This is a genomic window from Bailinhaonella thermotolerans, assembly GCF_003594875.1.
Classification (GTDB): domain Bacteria; phylum Actinomycetota; class Actinomycetes; order Streptosporangiales; family Streptosporangiaceae; genus Bailinhaonella; species Bailinhaonella thermotolerans.
The window spans coordinates 241964-258011 of record NZ_QZEY01000010.1 but is presented as its reverse complement, the minus strand read 5'-3'; the positions used below and the strand labels follow the sequence as shown (position 1 = coordinate 258011).

Sequence of the window (16048 nt, the reverse complement as noted above, 5' to 3'; positions counted from 1 at the left end):
GGTTCCGCGCGGTGGTGCGCCCGGAACCGGGTGATCACGCCGAGGGGAGCGGGGCGGGTGAAAGCTCGGGGTCGGTGTGGCCCTCGGCGAAGCGGGCGGCGAAGACGTCGGGACCGAGGGCGGAGACGGCGGCGGCCGTGACGCGGTCGACGTCGAAGCGCTCGGCCTCGGGCAGCGGGGCTCCGGCGGACTCGCGCAGGCGGGCGGCGGAGCCCAGCAGGCGGGCGGCCCCGGCAGGGTCCCCCTCCAGGGCGTGCGTCCCGGCCAGGCCCTCGTACGCCAGGGCCAGGGCGCGGGGGTCGCCGGTGCGGCGGGCCGCGCCGAGGCCCCGTTCGTGGAGGGCGCGGGCGTCCCCGGCGTCCCCGCGCTGCTCGGCGGCGAAGCCCAGCTCGGCGTAGATGAGGGCCAGCGCCACGTCCGACTCCAGCCGGTGGTCCCAGTCGAGCCACCCGCGCAGGACGGCCTCGCCCTCCGCGATCCGGCCCTGGCGGCGGTAGCTGAGGGCCAGGCCCAGCTCGGCGAACTCCACGCCCACCGTGTAGCCCTGCTCCTCCGCCTGGCGGCGGGCGCGCCCGTGCAGGTCGTCCGCCTGCGCGTAGTCGCGCTGGAGCAGCGCCACGCGGCCCAGCTCGGACAGCTTGTCGGCCATCTCCGTGCGCAGGTCGAGCTCCTCGGCCATGCGCAGCCCCTCGCGGTGGACCCGCGCGGCCTTCTCGTAGTCGCCGGTGACCTCCGCGTGCCAGCCCAGCGCGTACGTCGCGTGGTGCCTGCCCCACCGGTCGCCCAGCTCGCTGAACAGGGCCATCCCGCGCTCGCCGTACTCCCGGACCGCCGCCAGGTCGCCCCGGAGCTGCGCGCGTCGGGCGTGCAGGCTGAGCGAGGCGGCGACGCCCCAGTCGTCCCCCAGCGAGCGGAAGACCGGCAGCGTGGCGTCGTCTCCGGGCGGCTCGCCGATGCCGATCCCGATCCGGGCGAAGGACAGGTACCACTCCGCCCGCGCCCGGCGGCCCAGCGCGGCCAGGTCGCGCGGCCGGTCCGCCGGGGGCGTCAGCCGTTCCGGCGCGGGCGGCTCGCCCGTGCGCAGCCCGAACGCGGCGTCCCACAACCGCGCGGTCGCCACCTCCTCGGCCTCCGCGGGGTCCTGCGCGGGGTCCTCCGCCGCGCCGGTCGCCGCCGCGAACCACCTGCGGCCCTCGCCCAGCCGCCCGCGCAGCACCCAGTACCAGGCCAGCGTGTTCGCCAGCCGCGCCGCCCCGCCGTGCCGTACGGCGTGAGCCAGCGCGACGTGCAGGTTCGCCGTCTCCGCGTCCAGCCGGCGCAGCCACTCGCCCTGCGCCGACCCGCGCAGGTGGGCGTCGGCGGCGGCGGCCAGGCCGGCGTAGTGGCGCGCGTGCCGCCGTTCGATCTCGGCCAGCTCACCCGCCTCGCGCAGCCGTTCCCGGCAGTAGGCGGCGACCGACTCCAGCAGCCGGTACCGGGTCACCCCGCCCACCTCGGCGACGGCGACCAGCGAGCGGTCCACCAGGCCGGCCAGCAGGTCCAGGACGTCCAGCCCCTCCTCACCGCACACCTCCTCGGCGGCGCGCAGGGTGCACCCGTCCGCGTGCACGGCGAGGCGGCGCAGGACCGCGCGCTCCGCCTCCGACAGCGGCTCCCAGCTCCAGTCGATCATGGCGCGGAGCGTGCGCTGCCGCTCCGGGGCGTCCTGGGGCCCGGCGGCCAGCAGCCGGAACCGGTCGTCCAGGCGCTCGGCCAGCTCGCGCACCCCCAGTGCCCGCACCCGCGTGGCGGCCAGCTCCAGCGCGAGCGGGATCCCGTCCAGCCGCCGGCAGATCGACGCGACCGCCTCGGCGTTCTCCTCGTCGAGGGTGAACCCCGGCGTCCGCGCGGCGGCCCGCTCGGCGAACAGCCGCACGGCCTCCGCCTCCTCCAGCGGCGGCACCGCGAACAGCGCCTCGCCCGAGACGTTCAGCGGCATCTGGCTCGTGGCCAGCACCCGCAGCCCCGGCGCGGCCCGCAGCAGCGACGCCGTGAGCCGGGCGGCGGACGCGAGGACGTGCTCGCAGTTGTCCAGCACCAGCAGCGCCCGCCGCTCCCGCAGCAGCTCCGGCAGCCGGTCCGCGAGCGCGGTGGGGGCCTCGTCACGCACGCCCACCGTGGCCGCGACCAGCTCGGCCACCTCGCCCGGCAGCGCGCCCGCGGGCAGCGCGCCCAGCTCGGCCAGCCACACGCCGTCCGGGAACGCGGCCGCCGACCGGCGCGCGGCCTCCAGCGCGAGCCGCGTCTTGCCGACGCCGCCGGGCCCGGTCAGCGTCACCAGCCGCCCGGCGGTCAGCAGCCGCTCCACCTCGCCGGCCTCGGCCTCGCGGCCCACCAGGTCCCCGAGCGGGACCGGCAGGCGTACGGCGGGGGCCGGGGCGCTCGGGGCGCCCAGCGCGGGGTCCTGGCGCAGGATCGCCGAGTGCAGCTCGGCCAGCTTCCTGCCGGGGTCCACGCCCAGCTCGTCGGCCAGCCGTTCCCGCAGGTCGCGATAGCCGTCCAGGGCCTCGCTCTGCCGTCCCGCGCGGTACAGCGCGCGCAGGTGGGCGGCCCGCAGCCGTTCCCGCAGCGGGTGCCGGGCCACCAGGTCGCCCAGCTCGTCGGCCAGCAGCGCGTGCTCGCCCAGCTCCAGCCGGGCCTCGGCCTGCTCCTCCAGCGCGGTCAGCCGCAGCTCGCCCAGCCGTGCCGCCTCGGGCCTGGCGAACTCCTCGTCGGCGAAGTCCAGCAGCGCCGGTCCGCGCCACAGCGCCAGCGCGTCGGCCAGCAGCGCCGCGCGCTCCCGGGGGCCGGCCGCCGCGCCGACCCTGGCCAGCAGCTCCTGGAAGCGGCCCGCGTCCACGTCGCCGGGCCGCACGTCCAGCAGGTACCCCGGCGGGCGGGACACGACCAGGGCGCGGGCGCCCGGCTCGGCCTCGTCCAGGGCGCGGCGGAGCTGGGAGATGCGGGTCTGGAGCGCGCCCGCCGGGTTGGCGGGCAGCCGCTCGCCCCACAGGTCGTCGATGAGCCGGTCGGCGGGCACCACCCGCCCCGCGCCGACCAGCAGCTCCGCGAGCAGAGCGCGGACCTTCACCTCGGGGATGCGGACCGGGCCGCCGTCCGAAGTCCACACCGCAAGCGGCCCGAGCACCCCGAATCGCATGCCGGACACAGTACCTAAAAGCACCCGAAGTCCATCCTAAGTGGATCTGGAGGGCGCCCGAAGTCCCGCCGAGCAGAGTGAGCGGTGTCGAAGGGAGGCCCCAGATGGGCGAGGAACCGCAGCACGACGAACACCCCGGCCGGGAGCGCGCCGGAGCCGCGCGCGAGACGCCGCCGAACCGGGAGCCGGGCCGGGAGCCGGGCCGGGAGCCGGGCTGGGAGGAGCCGGAGCCGGGAACGCTCGGCCGGGGAACGCCGTACCGGGGCCCGCTGAGCCGGGAACCGCCGGGCGGGGACCCGCTGCACGTGGCGATCGTCATCGGCGGCGCGCCGGACCGGTCGGACCGGGAGGCCGCCGACTGGCTGTCCGGGCGGGCGGAGCTGCGCAGCGACATGGAGGTCGATCTCCTGGACCTCGGCGCGGCCTGCCTGCCGGACATGCCCCCCGGCGACGTCCCGGAGCCGTGCGCGGTGCGGGACCTGCGGCCCTGGCTGGCCGCGGCGGACGGCTTCGTCATCGTGCTGGGCCGCCGGTTCCCCGGCTCGCTGAAGAACGCCGTGGACTGGTGCGCCGCGAGCTGGGCGGGCAAGCCCGTCGCCTTCGCCGCCGAGGGCCCCGGCGAACCCCTCGCCGTGCAGCAGCTCCGCCCGATCCTCACGTCCGCCGGCGCGGTCGCCGTACGGCGCGTCGCCGACACCCTCGCCCGGCGCCGCGACCAGGGCGCCGACCGGATGCTCGCCGAGCTCTCCTGGTGGGCGCGGCCGCTGCGGGCGGCCAGGGCGGCCACGCCGTACCCCTTCTGACCCTCCCCGAACACCCTCCCGCCGTGCGAACACCCTCCCGCGTGCGGAACACCCTCCCGCCGCGCGAACACCCTCTCGCCGTGCGAACACCTCCTGCCGAACATCCCCCGAACCGAATCTCCCCCTGGAGTTGAGATATGTCCGCTATCGCCGCCGACGCCCGCGCCGGAGTCCGCGAGTGGCTGGGCCTGGCCGTGCTGATGCTGCCCACGGTCCTGCTGTTCCTGGCCATGACCGTGCTGTTCCTGGCGACGCCGCACATCGCCGCCGACCTGAACCCGAGCAGCGCCGAGCTGTTATGGATCAACGACATCTACGGCTTCATGATGGCCGGGCTGCTCGTGGCCATGGGCACCGTCGGTGACCGCATCGGCCGCCGCAAGGTGCTGCTGTTCGGCGCCGCCCTGTTCGGCGTGGCCTCGGTCGCCGCCGCCCTCGCGCCCGACGCCGGGCTGCTGATCGCCGCCCGCGCGGTGATGGGGATCGGCGCGGCCGCGATCATGCCTTCCACGCTGTCGCTGATCAGCAACATGTTCAAGAACGACCGCCAGCGCGGGACCGCGATCGGCCTGTGGGCCGCCTCGATCTCCGCCGGCGTGGCGATCGGCCCGCTCGTGGGCGGCCTGCTGCTGGAGTCCTTCTGGTGGGGCGCGGCCCTGCTGGTCGGCGTCCCGGTGATGGCCCTGGTGCTGATCTTCGCCCCGATGCTCGTGCCGGAGTACCAGCCGCCGAGGGCCGGTGGCCTGGACCCGTTCAGCATCGTGCTGTCCATCGCGACGCTGCTGCCCCTCGTCTACGGCGTCAAGGAGATGGCCAAGAGCGGCGTCGGCGCCGTCTCCGTGCTGACCATCCTGCTCGGCCTGGCCATGGGCGCGCTGTTCGTCCGGCGTCAGCTCCGGCTGGAGAACCCGCTGCTGGACATGCGCCTGTTCGCCAACCGGACCTTCAGCGGCGCGCTGGCCGTCTTCCTGCTCTCGGCGATCGCCCTCGGCGGCGTGTACCTGCTCTTCACCCAGTACCTCCAGCTCGTGGCCGGGCTGTCGCCGCTGGAGTCGGGCCTGTGGATCCTGCCCGCCGCGATCGCCCTCGTCATCGTCTCGACGATCTCCCCGGCCATCGCCCGGCGTGTCCGCCCGGCGTACGTCATCGCCGTCGGCGCGCTGTTCTCGGTCGCCGGGTACCTGGTGATGACCCAGGTGGAGAGCATGGGCGGGCTGCCGCTGCTGATCGTCGGCTTCTACCTGCTCTACCCCGGCATCGCGCCGACCATGGCCCTGTCCACCAACCTGGTGATCGGCTCGGCCCCGCCGGAGAAGGCCGGCGCCGCCTCCGCCGTCAACAGCACCGCCAGCGACCTCGGCGTCTCCCTCGGCATCGCGCTCCTCGGCAGCATCGGCGCCGCCGTCTACCGCGCCCAGGTCCCGTCCGGGCTCCCCGCCGAGGCCGCCGACACCCTGACCGGGGCCCTCGCGACCGCCGAGCGCCTGCCCGCCGACGCGGCCCAGGCGATGCTGGAGCCCGCCCGCGCCGCCTTCACCGGCGGCCTCAACGCCGCCGGCCTGGTCGCCGCCGTCCTGGTGGCCGCCGCGGCCGTCCTCTCGGTGACCCTGCTGCGCCGGGTCCCCGCCACCGGCGCCCCGGCCCCCGCCGCCGAGACCCCGCAGACCCCCGACCGCGAAGCCGTGCTCACCACGGCCTGACCCGCAGAGAGGAGCGCGCGAGGACGCTGACACTCGGAGATGCCATGTCCAGGAGCCCCCGGACCCCCGGGGGCTCCTTCGGCGTCCCGGAGACGTGCCCGCCCCCGCCCCCGGCCCGCCGCCCGACCGGCGACCCCCGGCCCTGCGGCGTACGGCGGCGCGGGGCGCGTGGATCAGGGGCCGGGGACGCGGAGGGCGATGAGGCAGATGTCGTCCTTGCCCGTCGTGGGCAGGATGTCCAGGAGGCGGTCGCAGAAGACCGGGAGGGGTTCCCCGGCCAGGGCCGCCGCGTGGTTGCGCAGGCGGGTCAGCCCCTGGTCCAGGTGCTCGTCGGGGCGTTCCACCAGGCCGTCGGTATAGAGGAGCACCGTGCCCCCCGGGGGCAGCGGCTCGATCGCGCTCACGTAGGGCTGGTCGAACAGCAGGCCCAGGAGCGGGTTTGCGGCCTCGTCCAGGAAGCGGCCCCGGCCGCCGGGGGTGACCAGCAGCGGCGGCGGGTGCCCCGCGACGGCGTACCGGAGCTCCCACTCCTCCGGTCCGGAGCTCTCCACCCGCGCGAGGACGCAGGTCGCGGTGCCCTCGCCGTACAGGGTCTCCATCGCGGTGTTCATCCGGCGCAGGACGTGGCCCGGCGGCTCGGGCCGGTCCACGGTCAGGCCGCGCAGGAGGTTGCGGAGCTGGCTCATCGCGACGGCGGCGCGCAGGTCGTGCCCGGCCACGTCCCCGATGACCAGCACGGTCGCGTCGTCGGCGAGCACGAACGCGTCGTACCAGTCCCCGCCCACGTCCGCGGCGGCCGGGCTGGGCCGGTAGCGCGCCTCGATCTCCAGGCCGGGCACCTCCGGCGGGTCCACGAGCAGGCTGCGCTGGAGCGCGAGCGCGACCTGCTGGCTGCGCTGGTACTGCAGCGCGCTGCTGAGCGCGTCGTGGGCGTGCTCGAACATCTCCCCGATGAGCTGGATGTCCTCCGGGCTCATCGGGGGGCGCGGGTCGCAGGTGGCGGTGGTCACGACGGCGGCCACCGTGCCGTCCACGACCACCGGGCGCAGGACGACGCTGTTGGCGCCCGCGGCCTTGAGCCACGCGGTCGTGCCCGCGGGCAGCACCTCGGCGGGCGGCCGGCCCTGCGGGAACGTCCGCTGGAGCGGCTTGCGCAGCCGTACGGCCCGCGCGAAGCCCCCCGACGCGGGGTACCGCTCGACGCCGCTCGCCGGCAGGCGCGGGAACCTCGGCCCCGCGGCGGTCGCCACGCGCTCGGCGGTGAACGGGGCGCCCTCGGGGCGGTCGGGCAGGTCGCACAGCAGGTGCACCCCGCAGCCGTCGGCCAGGTCGGGCACGATCACCTCGGCCAGCGCGCCCAGCATCTCCCGCAGCCCGGTGTTGTCGGCGGTGGCCGCGGCGGCGCGGTCCAGCAGCTCGCGGCGGCGCTCCTCCTGCCAGCGGCGCTCGATGTCGGAGCAGGTGCCCACCCATTCGATCACCACGCCGCCCTCGACCACGGGGGCCGCGTTGACCTCGAAGTGGCGGTACTCCCCGGAGACCGTGCGCAGGCGGTACACACAGTGCCACGGCCGCACCTCGCGCAGCGCCCGCTGCCAGGACTCGACGACGCCCGGGCGGTCCTCGGGGTGCACCACCGCCTGCCAGCCCTCGCCCCGGAACTCCTCCCAGCTCTGCCCGGTCACCCGCTCCCAGCCCGGGCTGGGCTCGGTCACCCCGCCCATCGGGCCGGTCACCCACACGATCTGCGCGCTCACCCGCACCAGGCTCTGGAACCTGCGCAGGATCCGCCGCCGCTCCTCGGAGGTGTCCCGGATCCGCTGCGCCGCCGTGACCTGCTCGGTCACGTCGGCGACCATGATGACCACCTTCGGCTCGCCGCGCCCGATCACCCGCGAGGCGCTGAACGACAGGTACAGCCGCCGGGTGCCGGTCTCCGGCAGCGTCACCCGCGCCGCCACCGCGTCCATGGTGATGGGCTTGCCGGTCGCGAGCACGCCGTCGAGCAGGTCGAAGTACGCCGTCTCCAGCACCCCGCGGAACGCCTCCCGCAGCGGCACCCCGAGCGGCCGGTCCCCGAAGATGGCCCGGTAGGCGGCGTTGGTGTACCGCAGCCGGTGCTCCGGCCCGCTGGTCACCGACACGCCGACCGGCGCGGGGTCCAGCACGTCCAGCGTCAGGTCCCCGATCTCGTTCCCGTCCCCCATGCGCGACCCCCGGCCCGTTCCCGGCGCGAACCCACCGTCCCTGGCCGTACCCCTCGCGAGCCCCCTCTACCGCGCCCCCACCAGGCGATTCGTCGTACGGAGGGACGCCCGGGCGCGGCCCCGGCCGTACGGCGGGGCGCTCACGGTCAGCCGGCGCTGGAGGCGGCCCACAGGTTGATGCCGGCCTCGACGGCGTCGCGGTCGATGGCGGCCAGCTCCTCGGGGGTGAAGCCGGGGTTGGCGAGCGCGGCGACGTTCTCCTCGAGCTGGGCGACGCTGCTGGCCCCGATGAGGACGGACGTGACGCGGGGGTCGCGCAGGGTCCAGGCCAGGGCCATCTGGGCGAGCGACTGGCCCCGGGCCGCGGCCATCTCGTTGAGGGCGCGGATGTGGCCCAGGGTCCGCTCGGTGAGCAGGTCCGGCGAGAGGGACTTGCCCTGGCTGGCGCGGGAGCCGGCCGGGACGCCGCCGAGGTACTTGTCGGTCAGCATGCCCTGGGCCAGCGGCGAGAAGGCGATGCAGCCCACGCCGTTCTCCTCCAGCGTGTCCAGGAGGCCGCCCTCGACCCAGCGGTTCAGCATGGAGTACGACGGCTGGTGGATGAGCAGCGGCGTGCCCATCTCGCGCAGGATGGCCGCGGCCTCGGCCGTGCGCTCCGCCGAGTAGGAGGAGATCCCGGCGTAGAGGGCCTTGCCGGAGCGCACCGCGTGGTCGAGCGCGCCCATGGTCTCCTCCAGGGGCGTGTCCGGGTCGAAGCGGTGGCTGTAGAACACGTCCACGTAGTCCAGCCCCATCCGCGCGAGGGACTGGTCGAGGCTGGCCAGGAGGTACTTCCGCGAGCCCCACTCGCCGTACGGCCCCGGCCACATGTCGTACCCGGCCTTGGTGGAGATGACCAGCTCGTCGCGGTACGGCCGCAGGTCCTCCCGCAGGATCCGGCCGAAGTTGACCTCCGCCGAGCCGTACGGCGGGCCGTAGTTGTTCGCCAGGTCGAAGTGGGTGATCCCCAGGTCGAAGGCGCGGCGGAGGATCGCCCGCTGGGTGTCGATGGGCCTGTCGTCGCCGAAGTTGTGCCAGAGGCCGAGGGACACGGCGGGGAGGCGGAGGCCGCTCCGGCCGCACCGGCGGTACTCCATACGGTCATAACGATCATCGGCTGCGACGTGGCTCATGGTCAGGAGTCTGTCACGGGGGCGGCCGCCCGCCGCCGCGGCCCCCGGCCGGGCGGAGGCTCGATCGGCGGCGGACCGGTGGCGTAGGCTGGTGGGGCCAGGACCGGGGGGCCTGCGCAGACACGTTGACCGTCGGATGGCTCCGGGGATGTGGACGTGGACGACCCGGCGATGGGGGATTTCCCCGGCTCGCCCGAGATCACCGCGATCTTTCCTGGTTACCGCCCGGTCCGGCGGCTGTCGCAGACCGGGATGAGCCACGTCTACCTCGCCGAGGACCTCGCGCTCGGCCGCCGGGTCGCGCTGAAGGTGCTCCACCCGGACCTGGCCCGCGAGGCGAGCTTCCGCGAGCGGTTCGAGCGCGAGGTCTCCATCGCGGCGCGGCTCGACCACCCCAACGTCATCCCGATCTACGCCCGGGGGTCCGCGGGGGACCTGCTCTACCTGGTCATGCGGTACGTCGAGGGTGAGGACTTCGGGGTGTACCTCCGCGCCGAGGGAGCCCTGGACCCCCCGCGCACCCTGGGGTTCCTGCGGCAGATCGCCGCCGCGCTGGACGCCGCGCACGAGGCCGGGCTGGTCCACCGGGACGTCAAGCCGAGCAACGTGCTCATCGACCGCCGCTCCGGCCACGCCTACCTGTGCGACTTCGGCATCGCCAAGCAGGTCTCCGCCGACACCGTCGGGCCGGGCGGCCAGTTCGTGGGCACCGCCGACTACGCCGCGCCCGAGCAGATCCAGGCCTACCCGGTGGACTCCCGCGCGGACGTGTACGCCCTGGGCGCGGTGCTCTACCAGTGCCTCACCGGGCTCCGGCCGTACCGCAGGAGCGACGCGATCGCGGTGCTGTGGGCGCACATCCAGGACCCGCCGCCGCGCGTGACGGCGGCCCGGCCGGACCTCGACCCCCGGTACGACGCGATCGTGGCGCGGGCCATGGCCAAGGACCCGGACGACCGGTACCCCTCGTGCGGGGAGCTGGCGCGGGCGTTCGCCGAGGTCGTGGGCGGGTACCCGGGGTTCCCCGGCCTCGCCGCGTTCCCCGGGTCGCCGGTCGGCCCGTTCCACCCCGTCCCGCCGGGCGGGACCGTGCCCACCCTCCCGGGCACGGTCGTCCTGTACGGCGTCCCGCCCGGGTACGGCGGCGCCCCCGGCGTCCCGTACGACCCGGGCGTCCCGTACGACCCGGCGGCCCCGCCGTACGGCACGGCGGCCGGGACGGTCGGTGGGGCGGTCGGCGAGGGTCAGGTCCCCGGCGGCGCGACGGCGGCGGGCACGGCCGGGGGTGGCCCGGCGACCGGGGCGGCATCCGGCGTCCCGGGCACGGCGGGCGGCGTGACCACGGGCGGCGTGACCACGGGCGTCCCGGGCACGGCGGATGGGATCGGAGGCGGGATCGGGGGCGGGACCGGGGCGTCCGGCGCGGGGACGGACGGCGGCGCGCTCCCGCCGGGGGACGGCGGCCCAGGCGCCCCAGGCCACCCAGGCGGCACGGGCGGGACCGGCGCCGGCGGCGCGGGGGCACGGCCCGGAGGGGCCGCGCGAGGCCGGGGACGCCGCCGGGCCTGGATCGCGGCGGCGCTGGTGGTCCCGCTCCTGGCGGCGGGCGGGGCGTTCGCGGCGCTGCGGCTGACCGGCGGCGACCGGCCCTCCCCGGACGCGCTCGCCCGGGTCCCGGCGGCGCTGCGGGCCGACTGCGCGATCTTGGAGTCCGCCGCGTTCCCCGGCGCGAAGACCTCCCTGACCTGCCGGGACGCCACGCGGCGGGAGGTCGTGGTGGGGCTGTTCGACACGCGGGCGGAGCTGGACGACGCGTACGCCGAGGTCGTGCGCCGGGCCGGGGTCGCGCGCGGCAGCGGCGACTGCGCGGCCGAGGACGCCGCGGAGCACCGATACCCGCACACCGGCCAGGCGCGGGGCCGTCTCCTGTGCCACCCGGAGGGCCGGTCCGCCACCCTCGTCTGGACCTCGGACGTCACGCGCGCCGCCGCCCGCGTGACCGGCCGCGCGGACGAGCCGGGACAGGTCGTCCACAGGCTGTGGACGACGTGGGAGGGCGTCCCCTCCTTCCCCACGCCGGACGAGAAGGCCCTCGTCGATCTCGTGCGCCTCGACGGCTGCGAGCGCGTCCCCGCGGGAAGCCTGGAGCGGTTCCGCGAGCGACTGGTCGCCGCCGTGCGGTGCGCGCCGCGCGGCGAGGGCGCGAAGACCGTGACCTATTACCGCTTCGCGGGCGAGCAGGGGCTGAAGCGCGACTACCAGCGCCAGATCGACGCGGTGTCCGCGCCCGGGCGGACGCCGTGCACGGACGACCCGCCGCCCAAGGACTTCCTGGGCCACCAGACGATCGAGTACCAGACGGTGATCTGGGGCAGCCTGCTCTGCTACCGCGACCCGCGCGACGGCCACGCGGTGGAGTGGACGAGCGAGCCGCTGTCCGTCCTGGGCCGCGCGACCGGCCCCGACGCGGCGGAACTGGCCGACTGGTGGCAGGAGAACCAGGGACCGCCGGTCGAGGACATCGTGGCGGCCCGCAACAAGGCGACGGGATTCCCCTCTCCCGCCGAGGAGGCGCTCATGCGGCACGTCCCCGGCGAGTCCAAGCTCACCTGCATGCGCGCGCCGGAGCAGGTCGCGGGGGCCGCGGCGCCGGCCACGGCCACCGCCGGGATCGTCTGCGGGACGTCCGAGGACACCCACGCGGTCTTCTACTTCCAGTTCCCCGATCGGGCGGCGATGGACGCCCACTTCGCCACCGGCGGCGTGCCCGACGGGCCGAGCTGCACGTCACTTCCGGCCGGCTTCAGCGGCGGCTCGGTCTACACGATCGACGACAAGGAGACCGGGCGCGTGCGCTGCGGCAGGCACGGCGACCACAACGTCCTCGCCTGGACGGACAACCGCCTGAACATCCAGGCGGTCGCCCTCCGCGCCGGGAACCCCCGCGACTTCATGAAGTGGTGGGACGAGCACTCCGGCCCGATCCCGTAGGGCTCAGGCGCTCGGCTCGGCCCGGCCCACGCGCCAGTACCCCATGAACGCCACCGCCCGCCGGTCCATCCCGTGCTCCGAGACCAGGCACCGCCGCAGCGTCTTGATCACACCGGCCTCCCCGGCCAGCCAGGCGTACGGCGACCCGCCCGGCGGCGCGTCGGGGACCTCCCACAGGATGTCCTCGTCCACGTTCACGTCCCCGAGGGGCGCGTCGGAGGCGGCGCGGGGGAGGAGCCGGGCGGCCGCCTCGCGCACCGCCGGGATCAGCCCGGTCCCGTGCGGCTCGCCCTCGCGCGGGAGCCACGTCACGCGCACGCCCTCCGGCGCGGTGAGGTCGAGGGCGTCGGCGGCGTGCGGCACCTCCAGGAACGCCTCGCCGGTCGCGTCCGGCGCGAGCCGTTCCAGGATCGAGGCGATCGCGGGGACCGCGGTCTCGTCCCCGGCCAGCAGGAACGGCCCGGCCCCCGGCGCGGGGCGGAACTCCAGCCCCCCGTGCGGCCCGTCGGTGTACCGCGCGTCGGGCCCGATCAGCACGGCGCGGTCGCCCGGCTCGGCGGCGGCGGCCCAGGTCGCGGCGGGCCCGGCGGGGTGGTCGCCGGAGCCGTGGAGCACGAGGTCGATGTCCACCTCGCCCGGCCGTACGGCGCGCACGGTGTACGTCCTGATCGGGTTGCGCTTCTCGTCGGGGAGGGCTCGCCAGCCGGCGTACCAGTCCGCGTCCAGCGGGAACGCGTCGATCCCGTGGTCCGGCAGCGGCACGACGAGCTTGACCCGCTGGTCGTAGCCGTTGTCGGCGAACACGTCCACGTCGTCGCCGGTGAAGGTGGCGCGCAGGAACGACGGGCTGAGCCGGGTCAGCCCGTGCACGCGGACCGCGAAGGGACGCCAGGGAGCGATCATGTGGTTCTAGTCCTGTCCTGCTCGTGACCGCCACAGCAGCCAGACGAAGTACGGGGTGCCGATCAGGGCGGTGACCAGACCGGCGGGGATCTGCGCGGGGGCGATGACCGTGCGGCCGAGCGTGTCCGCCAGGCTGACGAGGATCGCCCCGAGGAGGGCGGCGACGGGGAGCACGTGCGCGTGCCGCCCGCCGACCAGGGCGCGCGCGATGTGCGGCGCGACGAGCCCGACGAAGCCGATGACGCCCACCGCCGAGACCGCCGAGGAGGTCAGGAGGACGGCGCCGCCGAGGGCGGCCAGCCGTACCGGCTCCAGGGCGACGCCCAGGATGCGGGGGGTGTCCTCGTCCAGGGCCAGCAGGTCCAGGTCGCGGCGGAGCAGCGCGGCCAGCGGGAGCACCAGCACGAGCGCCAGCGCCACCGGGATGAGCTGCACCGGGACCCGGCCGTAGGTGGAGCCGGAGAGCCAGGTCAGCGCCTTGGACGTGCTCCAGGGATCCGACCGGACGATGATCAGCACGGTGATCGCGGTGGCGGCGGCGTGCGCGCCGACGCCGATGAGCACGATCCGGTCCGAGCTGAGGCCGCCGCGCCAGGACAGCAGGTAGATCAGGGCGAACGTGGCCACCGCGCCGAACCCGGCGGCGGCGGACATGGCCCAGATCCCCGCGGCGGGCACGAGGGTGATCAGCGTGATCGCGCCGACCCCGGCCCCGGCGGTGACGCCCAGCACGCCGGGCTCGGCGAGCGGGTTGCGGCACACGGCCTGGAAGATCGTCCCGGCGACGGCCAGCGCGGCTCCGGCGAGGACCGCGGCGAGCACCCGGGGGTACCGCTGGTCGAGCACGAACGTGACGACCTTGCCGCTCTCGCCCCGCAGCCAGTTCGCGACGTCGCCGGTCAGCAGCCAGCTGTCCCCGGCCAGCAGGCCGAGTACGGCGGCGCCGGCGAGGAGCGCGGCGCACACGCCGCCGATCGTCCACAGCGCGGCGCGGGACCGGCCCGCGGCCGACCGCACGGTGGGGGGCCGGCGTGTGGGCCCGGCGTCGCGGTGGCGGCGGGCCAGCCAGATCAGCACGCCCGCGCCGATGATCGTGGTGACCACGCCCGGGGGGACGTCCACCCCGGCCTGGCCGCCGAGCACGGCGCGGAGCACGATGTCGGCGCCGAGCACGAAGATCACGCCGGCGAGGGCGGCCAGCGGCAGCAGCACCCGGTGCCGCTGCGGCCCGGCGATCACGCGGAGCAGCAGGCGGACGACGACCGGGGCGCACAGTCCGACGAAGCCGATGGGCCCGGCGATGGTCACGGCGGCGGCCGAGAGCACGACCGCGAGGACGGTGGCCAGCACGCGCGTCCGCCGTACGTTGACGCCCAGGGTGGCGGCGGTGTCGTCGCCGAGGCCGAGGATGTCCAGGCGGGGGCCGGCGAACACGCCGAGGAGCACGGCGGCCGCGATGATCGGGCCGAGCTGGGCGACCGCGACGAGGTCGGACTGCACCAGCGAGCCGGAGCCCCAGGCGAACAGGCCGGTGGTCTGCTCCTGGAACAGGATCATGAGCAGGTTGGTCAGCGAGTGCAGCGCGATCCCGGTGGCGGATCCGGCGAGGATCAGCCGGGTGGTGCTCGTCCGCCCGCCCGACGACAGGGCCATGACCAGCGCCGCCGCCCCGAGCCCGCCGACGAGGGCGAGGCCGCCCGCCGGGAGCGTGGGCAGGGTGACGCCGAAGGCCGCGACGCCGACCACGGCCAGGTGCGCGCCGTCGGCCACCGCGAGGGTGTCGGGGGAGGCCAGCGGGTTTCGGGCGAGGGACTGGAGCAGCGCCCCGGCCACGCCCAGCGCGACGCCGACCGCGACGCCGGCCAGCAGCCGCGGCAGCCGGGAGGCGGCCAGCACGCGCGCGGCCTCCCCGCCGTCGCCGTCGGTGAAGGGCAGGCGGAGCAGGTCCATCACGCCGACGGACGACGTGCCCTGGGTGATGTGGACCGCGGCGATCAGCACGACCCCCGCGAGCCCGAGCACGAAGAGGCCGGCGACCCCCAGCCGCCGCGCGGGCGCGGCGGCCGGGGGAGCCGGCGTCAGGACTGTGCTCAAGCCCCGTAGGCCTTCAGGAGCGCCTCGGCGTACTGCTTGCACGACAGCGGGCCGCCGAAGGTCCAGATGCCGTCGGGCAGGCGGGTGACCTGCTGCTTCTTCACGAACGGCAGCGACTTCCAGATGGCGTTGCCGGCCAGGCCGCCGGTGAAGACGTCGTCGTTGTCGGAGGCGTTGTAGAAGAACCGGATGTTCTCGTCCTTCAGGACGGTCAGGCCCTCGACGTCGGTGTTGCCCAGGCCCCACATCGGGTCCACCTTGCCGGTCCAGGCGTTGACCAGGCCGAGCTGCTCGGCGACCTCGGAGACCAGGGCGTGCTTGCCGAACAGGCGGATGGAGATGTTGCTGTTCTCCTTCCAGCCGTCGGCCATGATGAACGGCTTGCCCGCGGCGCCGGCGGCGGCGAGCTTCTGCTTGCCCTCGGCCAGGGTCTTGTCCAGGTCGGCGAGGACCTTGTCGGCCTCGGCGGTCTTGCCGACGGCGGCCGCGACCATCTTGAAGTCGGCGCGCAGGCGGCCGAGGTTGTCCTTGCCGTCGCTGGCCTTGGTGACCAGGACCGGGACGGTCTTCTCGAGCTGGTCGACCAGGGCGGCGTCGCGGACCGACTCCATGATGACCAGGTCGGGCTGGAGGGCGACGATCGAGTCCACGCTGGGCTCGACGCGGGTGCCGACGTCCTTGACCGACGGGTCGAGCTTGACCGCGGTGTCCCAGACGGCGAACCCCTTGAGGTCGGCCGCGCCGACGGGCTGCACGCCCAGGCTGGCCAGCATCTCGGTCTCGGCCCACTCCAGCGTGACGACACGGGAGGCGGGCTTGTCCAGCTTGATCGCCTTGCCCCGGCTGTCCGTGACGGTGACGGGGCCCGCGCCGGCGGCGCTCGGCTTGCCCGCCTCCTGAGCGGCGTCCTTCGGGGGCTCGGTGGTGCCGCACGCGGCGAGGGTGAGAAGTGCAGCGAGGGTTACGATCGCGCCGCGCAAGGGCTTCATCGGTTCTGTTT

Annotated in this window: 9 protein-coding genes; 3 read left to right on the top strand and 6 right to left on the bottom strand. The window is 75.8% G+C overall.

The window, feature by feature from the left end:
• Nucleotides 1–34: 34 nt before the first annotated feature.
• A complete protein-coding gene (locus tag D5H75_RS24720; protein ID WP_119928904.1) occupies nucleotides 35–3178 on the bottom strand; it encodes an AfsR/SARP family transcriptional regulator in 3144 nt (1047 codons plus the stop codon).
• Between the two features lie 104 nt (nucleotides 3179–3282).
• Here D5H75_RS24720 and D5H75_RS24715 point away from each other — a divergent pair, with 104 nt between their 5' ends.
• Together D5H75_RS24715 and D5H75_RS24710 are read left to right on the top strand one after the other, a co-directional pair.
• Nucleotides 3283–3981 carry an NADPH-dependent FMN reductase gene (locus tag D5H75_RS24715; protein ID WP_119928903.1) on the top strand — a complete coding sequence of 233 codons (699 nt, stop codon included), beginning with the start codon at nucleotides 3283–3285 and terminating at the stop codon, nucleotides 3979–3981.
• Between the two features lie 137 nt (nucleotides 3982–4118).
• Nucleotides 4119–5681: an MFS transporter gene (locus D5H75_RS24710; RefSeq protein ID WP_119928902.1), complete on the top strand. Its 1563-nt coding sequence runs from the start codon at nucleotides 4119–4121 to the stop codon at nucleotides 5679–5681.
• Nucleotides 5682–5854: 173 nt separating this feature from the next.
• On the opposite strand, the gene D5H75_RS24705 is transcribed toward D5H75_RS24710, so the two are convergent.
• Together D5H75_RS24705 and mgrA are read right to left on the bottom strand one after the other, a co-directional pair.
• Complete coding sequence (locus D5H75_RS24705; protein WP_119928901.1) at nucleotides 5855–7888, bottom strand: SpoIIE family protein phosphatase; 2034 nt, start codon at nucleotides 7886–7888, stop codon at nucleotides 5855–5857.
• Nucleotides 7889–8034: 146 nt separating this feature from the next.
• A complete protein-coding gene (gene mgrA / locus D5H75_RS24700) occupies nucleotides 8035–9060 on the bottom strand; it encodes an L-glyceraldehyde 3-phosphate reductase (RefSeq protein ID WP_119928900.1) in 1026 nt (341 codons plus the stop codon).
• Nucleotides 9061–9216: 156 nt separating this feature from the next.
• Here mgrA and D5H75_RS24695 point away from each other — a divergent pair, with 156 nt between their 5' ends.
• On the top strand, nucleotides 9217–12051 hold the full coding sequence (locus D5H75_RS24695; RefSeq protein WP_147425270.1) for a serine/threonine-protein kinase: 2835 nt from the start codon (nucleotides 9217–9219) through the stop codon (nucleotides 12049–12051).
• 3 nt (nucleotides 12052–12054) lie between these two features.
• Here D5H75_RS24695 and D5H75_RS24690 read toward each other — a convergent pair whose 3' ends face one another.
• The 3 genes from D5H75_RS24690 to D5H75_RS24680 are packed head-to-tail and all read right to left on the bottom strand — an operon-like array spanning nucleotide 12055 to nucleotide 16037.
• Nucleotides 12055–12954 (bottom strand): siderophore-interacting protein, encoded by a 900-nt coding sequence (locus tag D5H75_RS24690; RefSeq protein WP_119928898.1) that lies wholly within the window; start codon nucleotides 12952–12954, stop codon nucleotides 12055–12057.
• Between the two features lie 6 nt (nucleotides 12955–12960).
• Nucleotides 12961–15048 (bottom strand): iron ABC transporter permease, encoded by a 2088-nt coding sequence (locus tag D5H75_RS24685; protein WP_119928897.1) that lies wholly within the window; start codon nucleotides 15046–15048, stop codon nucleotides 12961–12963.
• A complete protein-coding gene (locus D5H75_RS24680; protein ID WP_119928896.1) occupies nucleotides 15045–16037 on the bottom strand; it encodes an ABC transporter substrate-binding protein in 993 nt (330 codons plus the stop codon). The genes D5H75_RS24685 and D5H75_RS24680 overlap by 4 nt, the downstream gene beginning before the upstream one ends.
• Nucleotides 16038–16048 lie beyond the last annotated feature (11 nt).

Coding starts and splice junctions, on each gene's coding strand:
- D5H75_RS24715 (WP_119928903.1), top strand. CDS start 3,283: ATGGGCGAGGAACCGCAGCACGACGAACACCCCGGCCGGGAGCGCGCC.
- D5H75_RS24690 (WP_119928898.1), bottom strand. CDS start 12,954: ATGATCGCTCCCTGGCGTCCCTTCGCGGTCCGCGTGCACGGGCTGACC.
- D5H75_RS24710 (WP_119928902.1), top strand. CDS start 4,119: ATGTCCGCTATCGCCGCCGACGCCCGCGCCGGAGTCCGCGAGTGGCTG.
- D5H75_RS24720 (WP_119928904.1), bottom strand. CDS start 3,178: ATGCGATTCGGGGTGCTCGGGCCGCTTGCGGTGTGGACTTCGGACGGC.
- mgrA (WP_119928900.1), bottom strand. CDS start 9,060: ATGAGCCACGTCGCAGCCGATGATCGTTATGACCGTATGGAGTACCGC.
- D5H75_RS24705 (WP_119928901.1), bottom strand. CDS start 7,888: ATGGGGGACGGGAACGAGATCGGGGACCTGACGCTGGACGTGCTGGAC.
- D5H75_RS24680 (WP_119928896.1), bottom strand. CDS start 16,037: ATGAAGCCCTTGCGCGGCGCGATCGTAACCCTCGCTGCACTTCTCACC.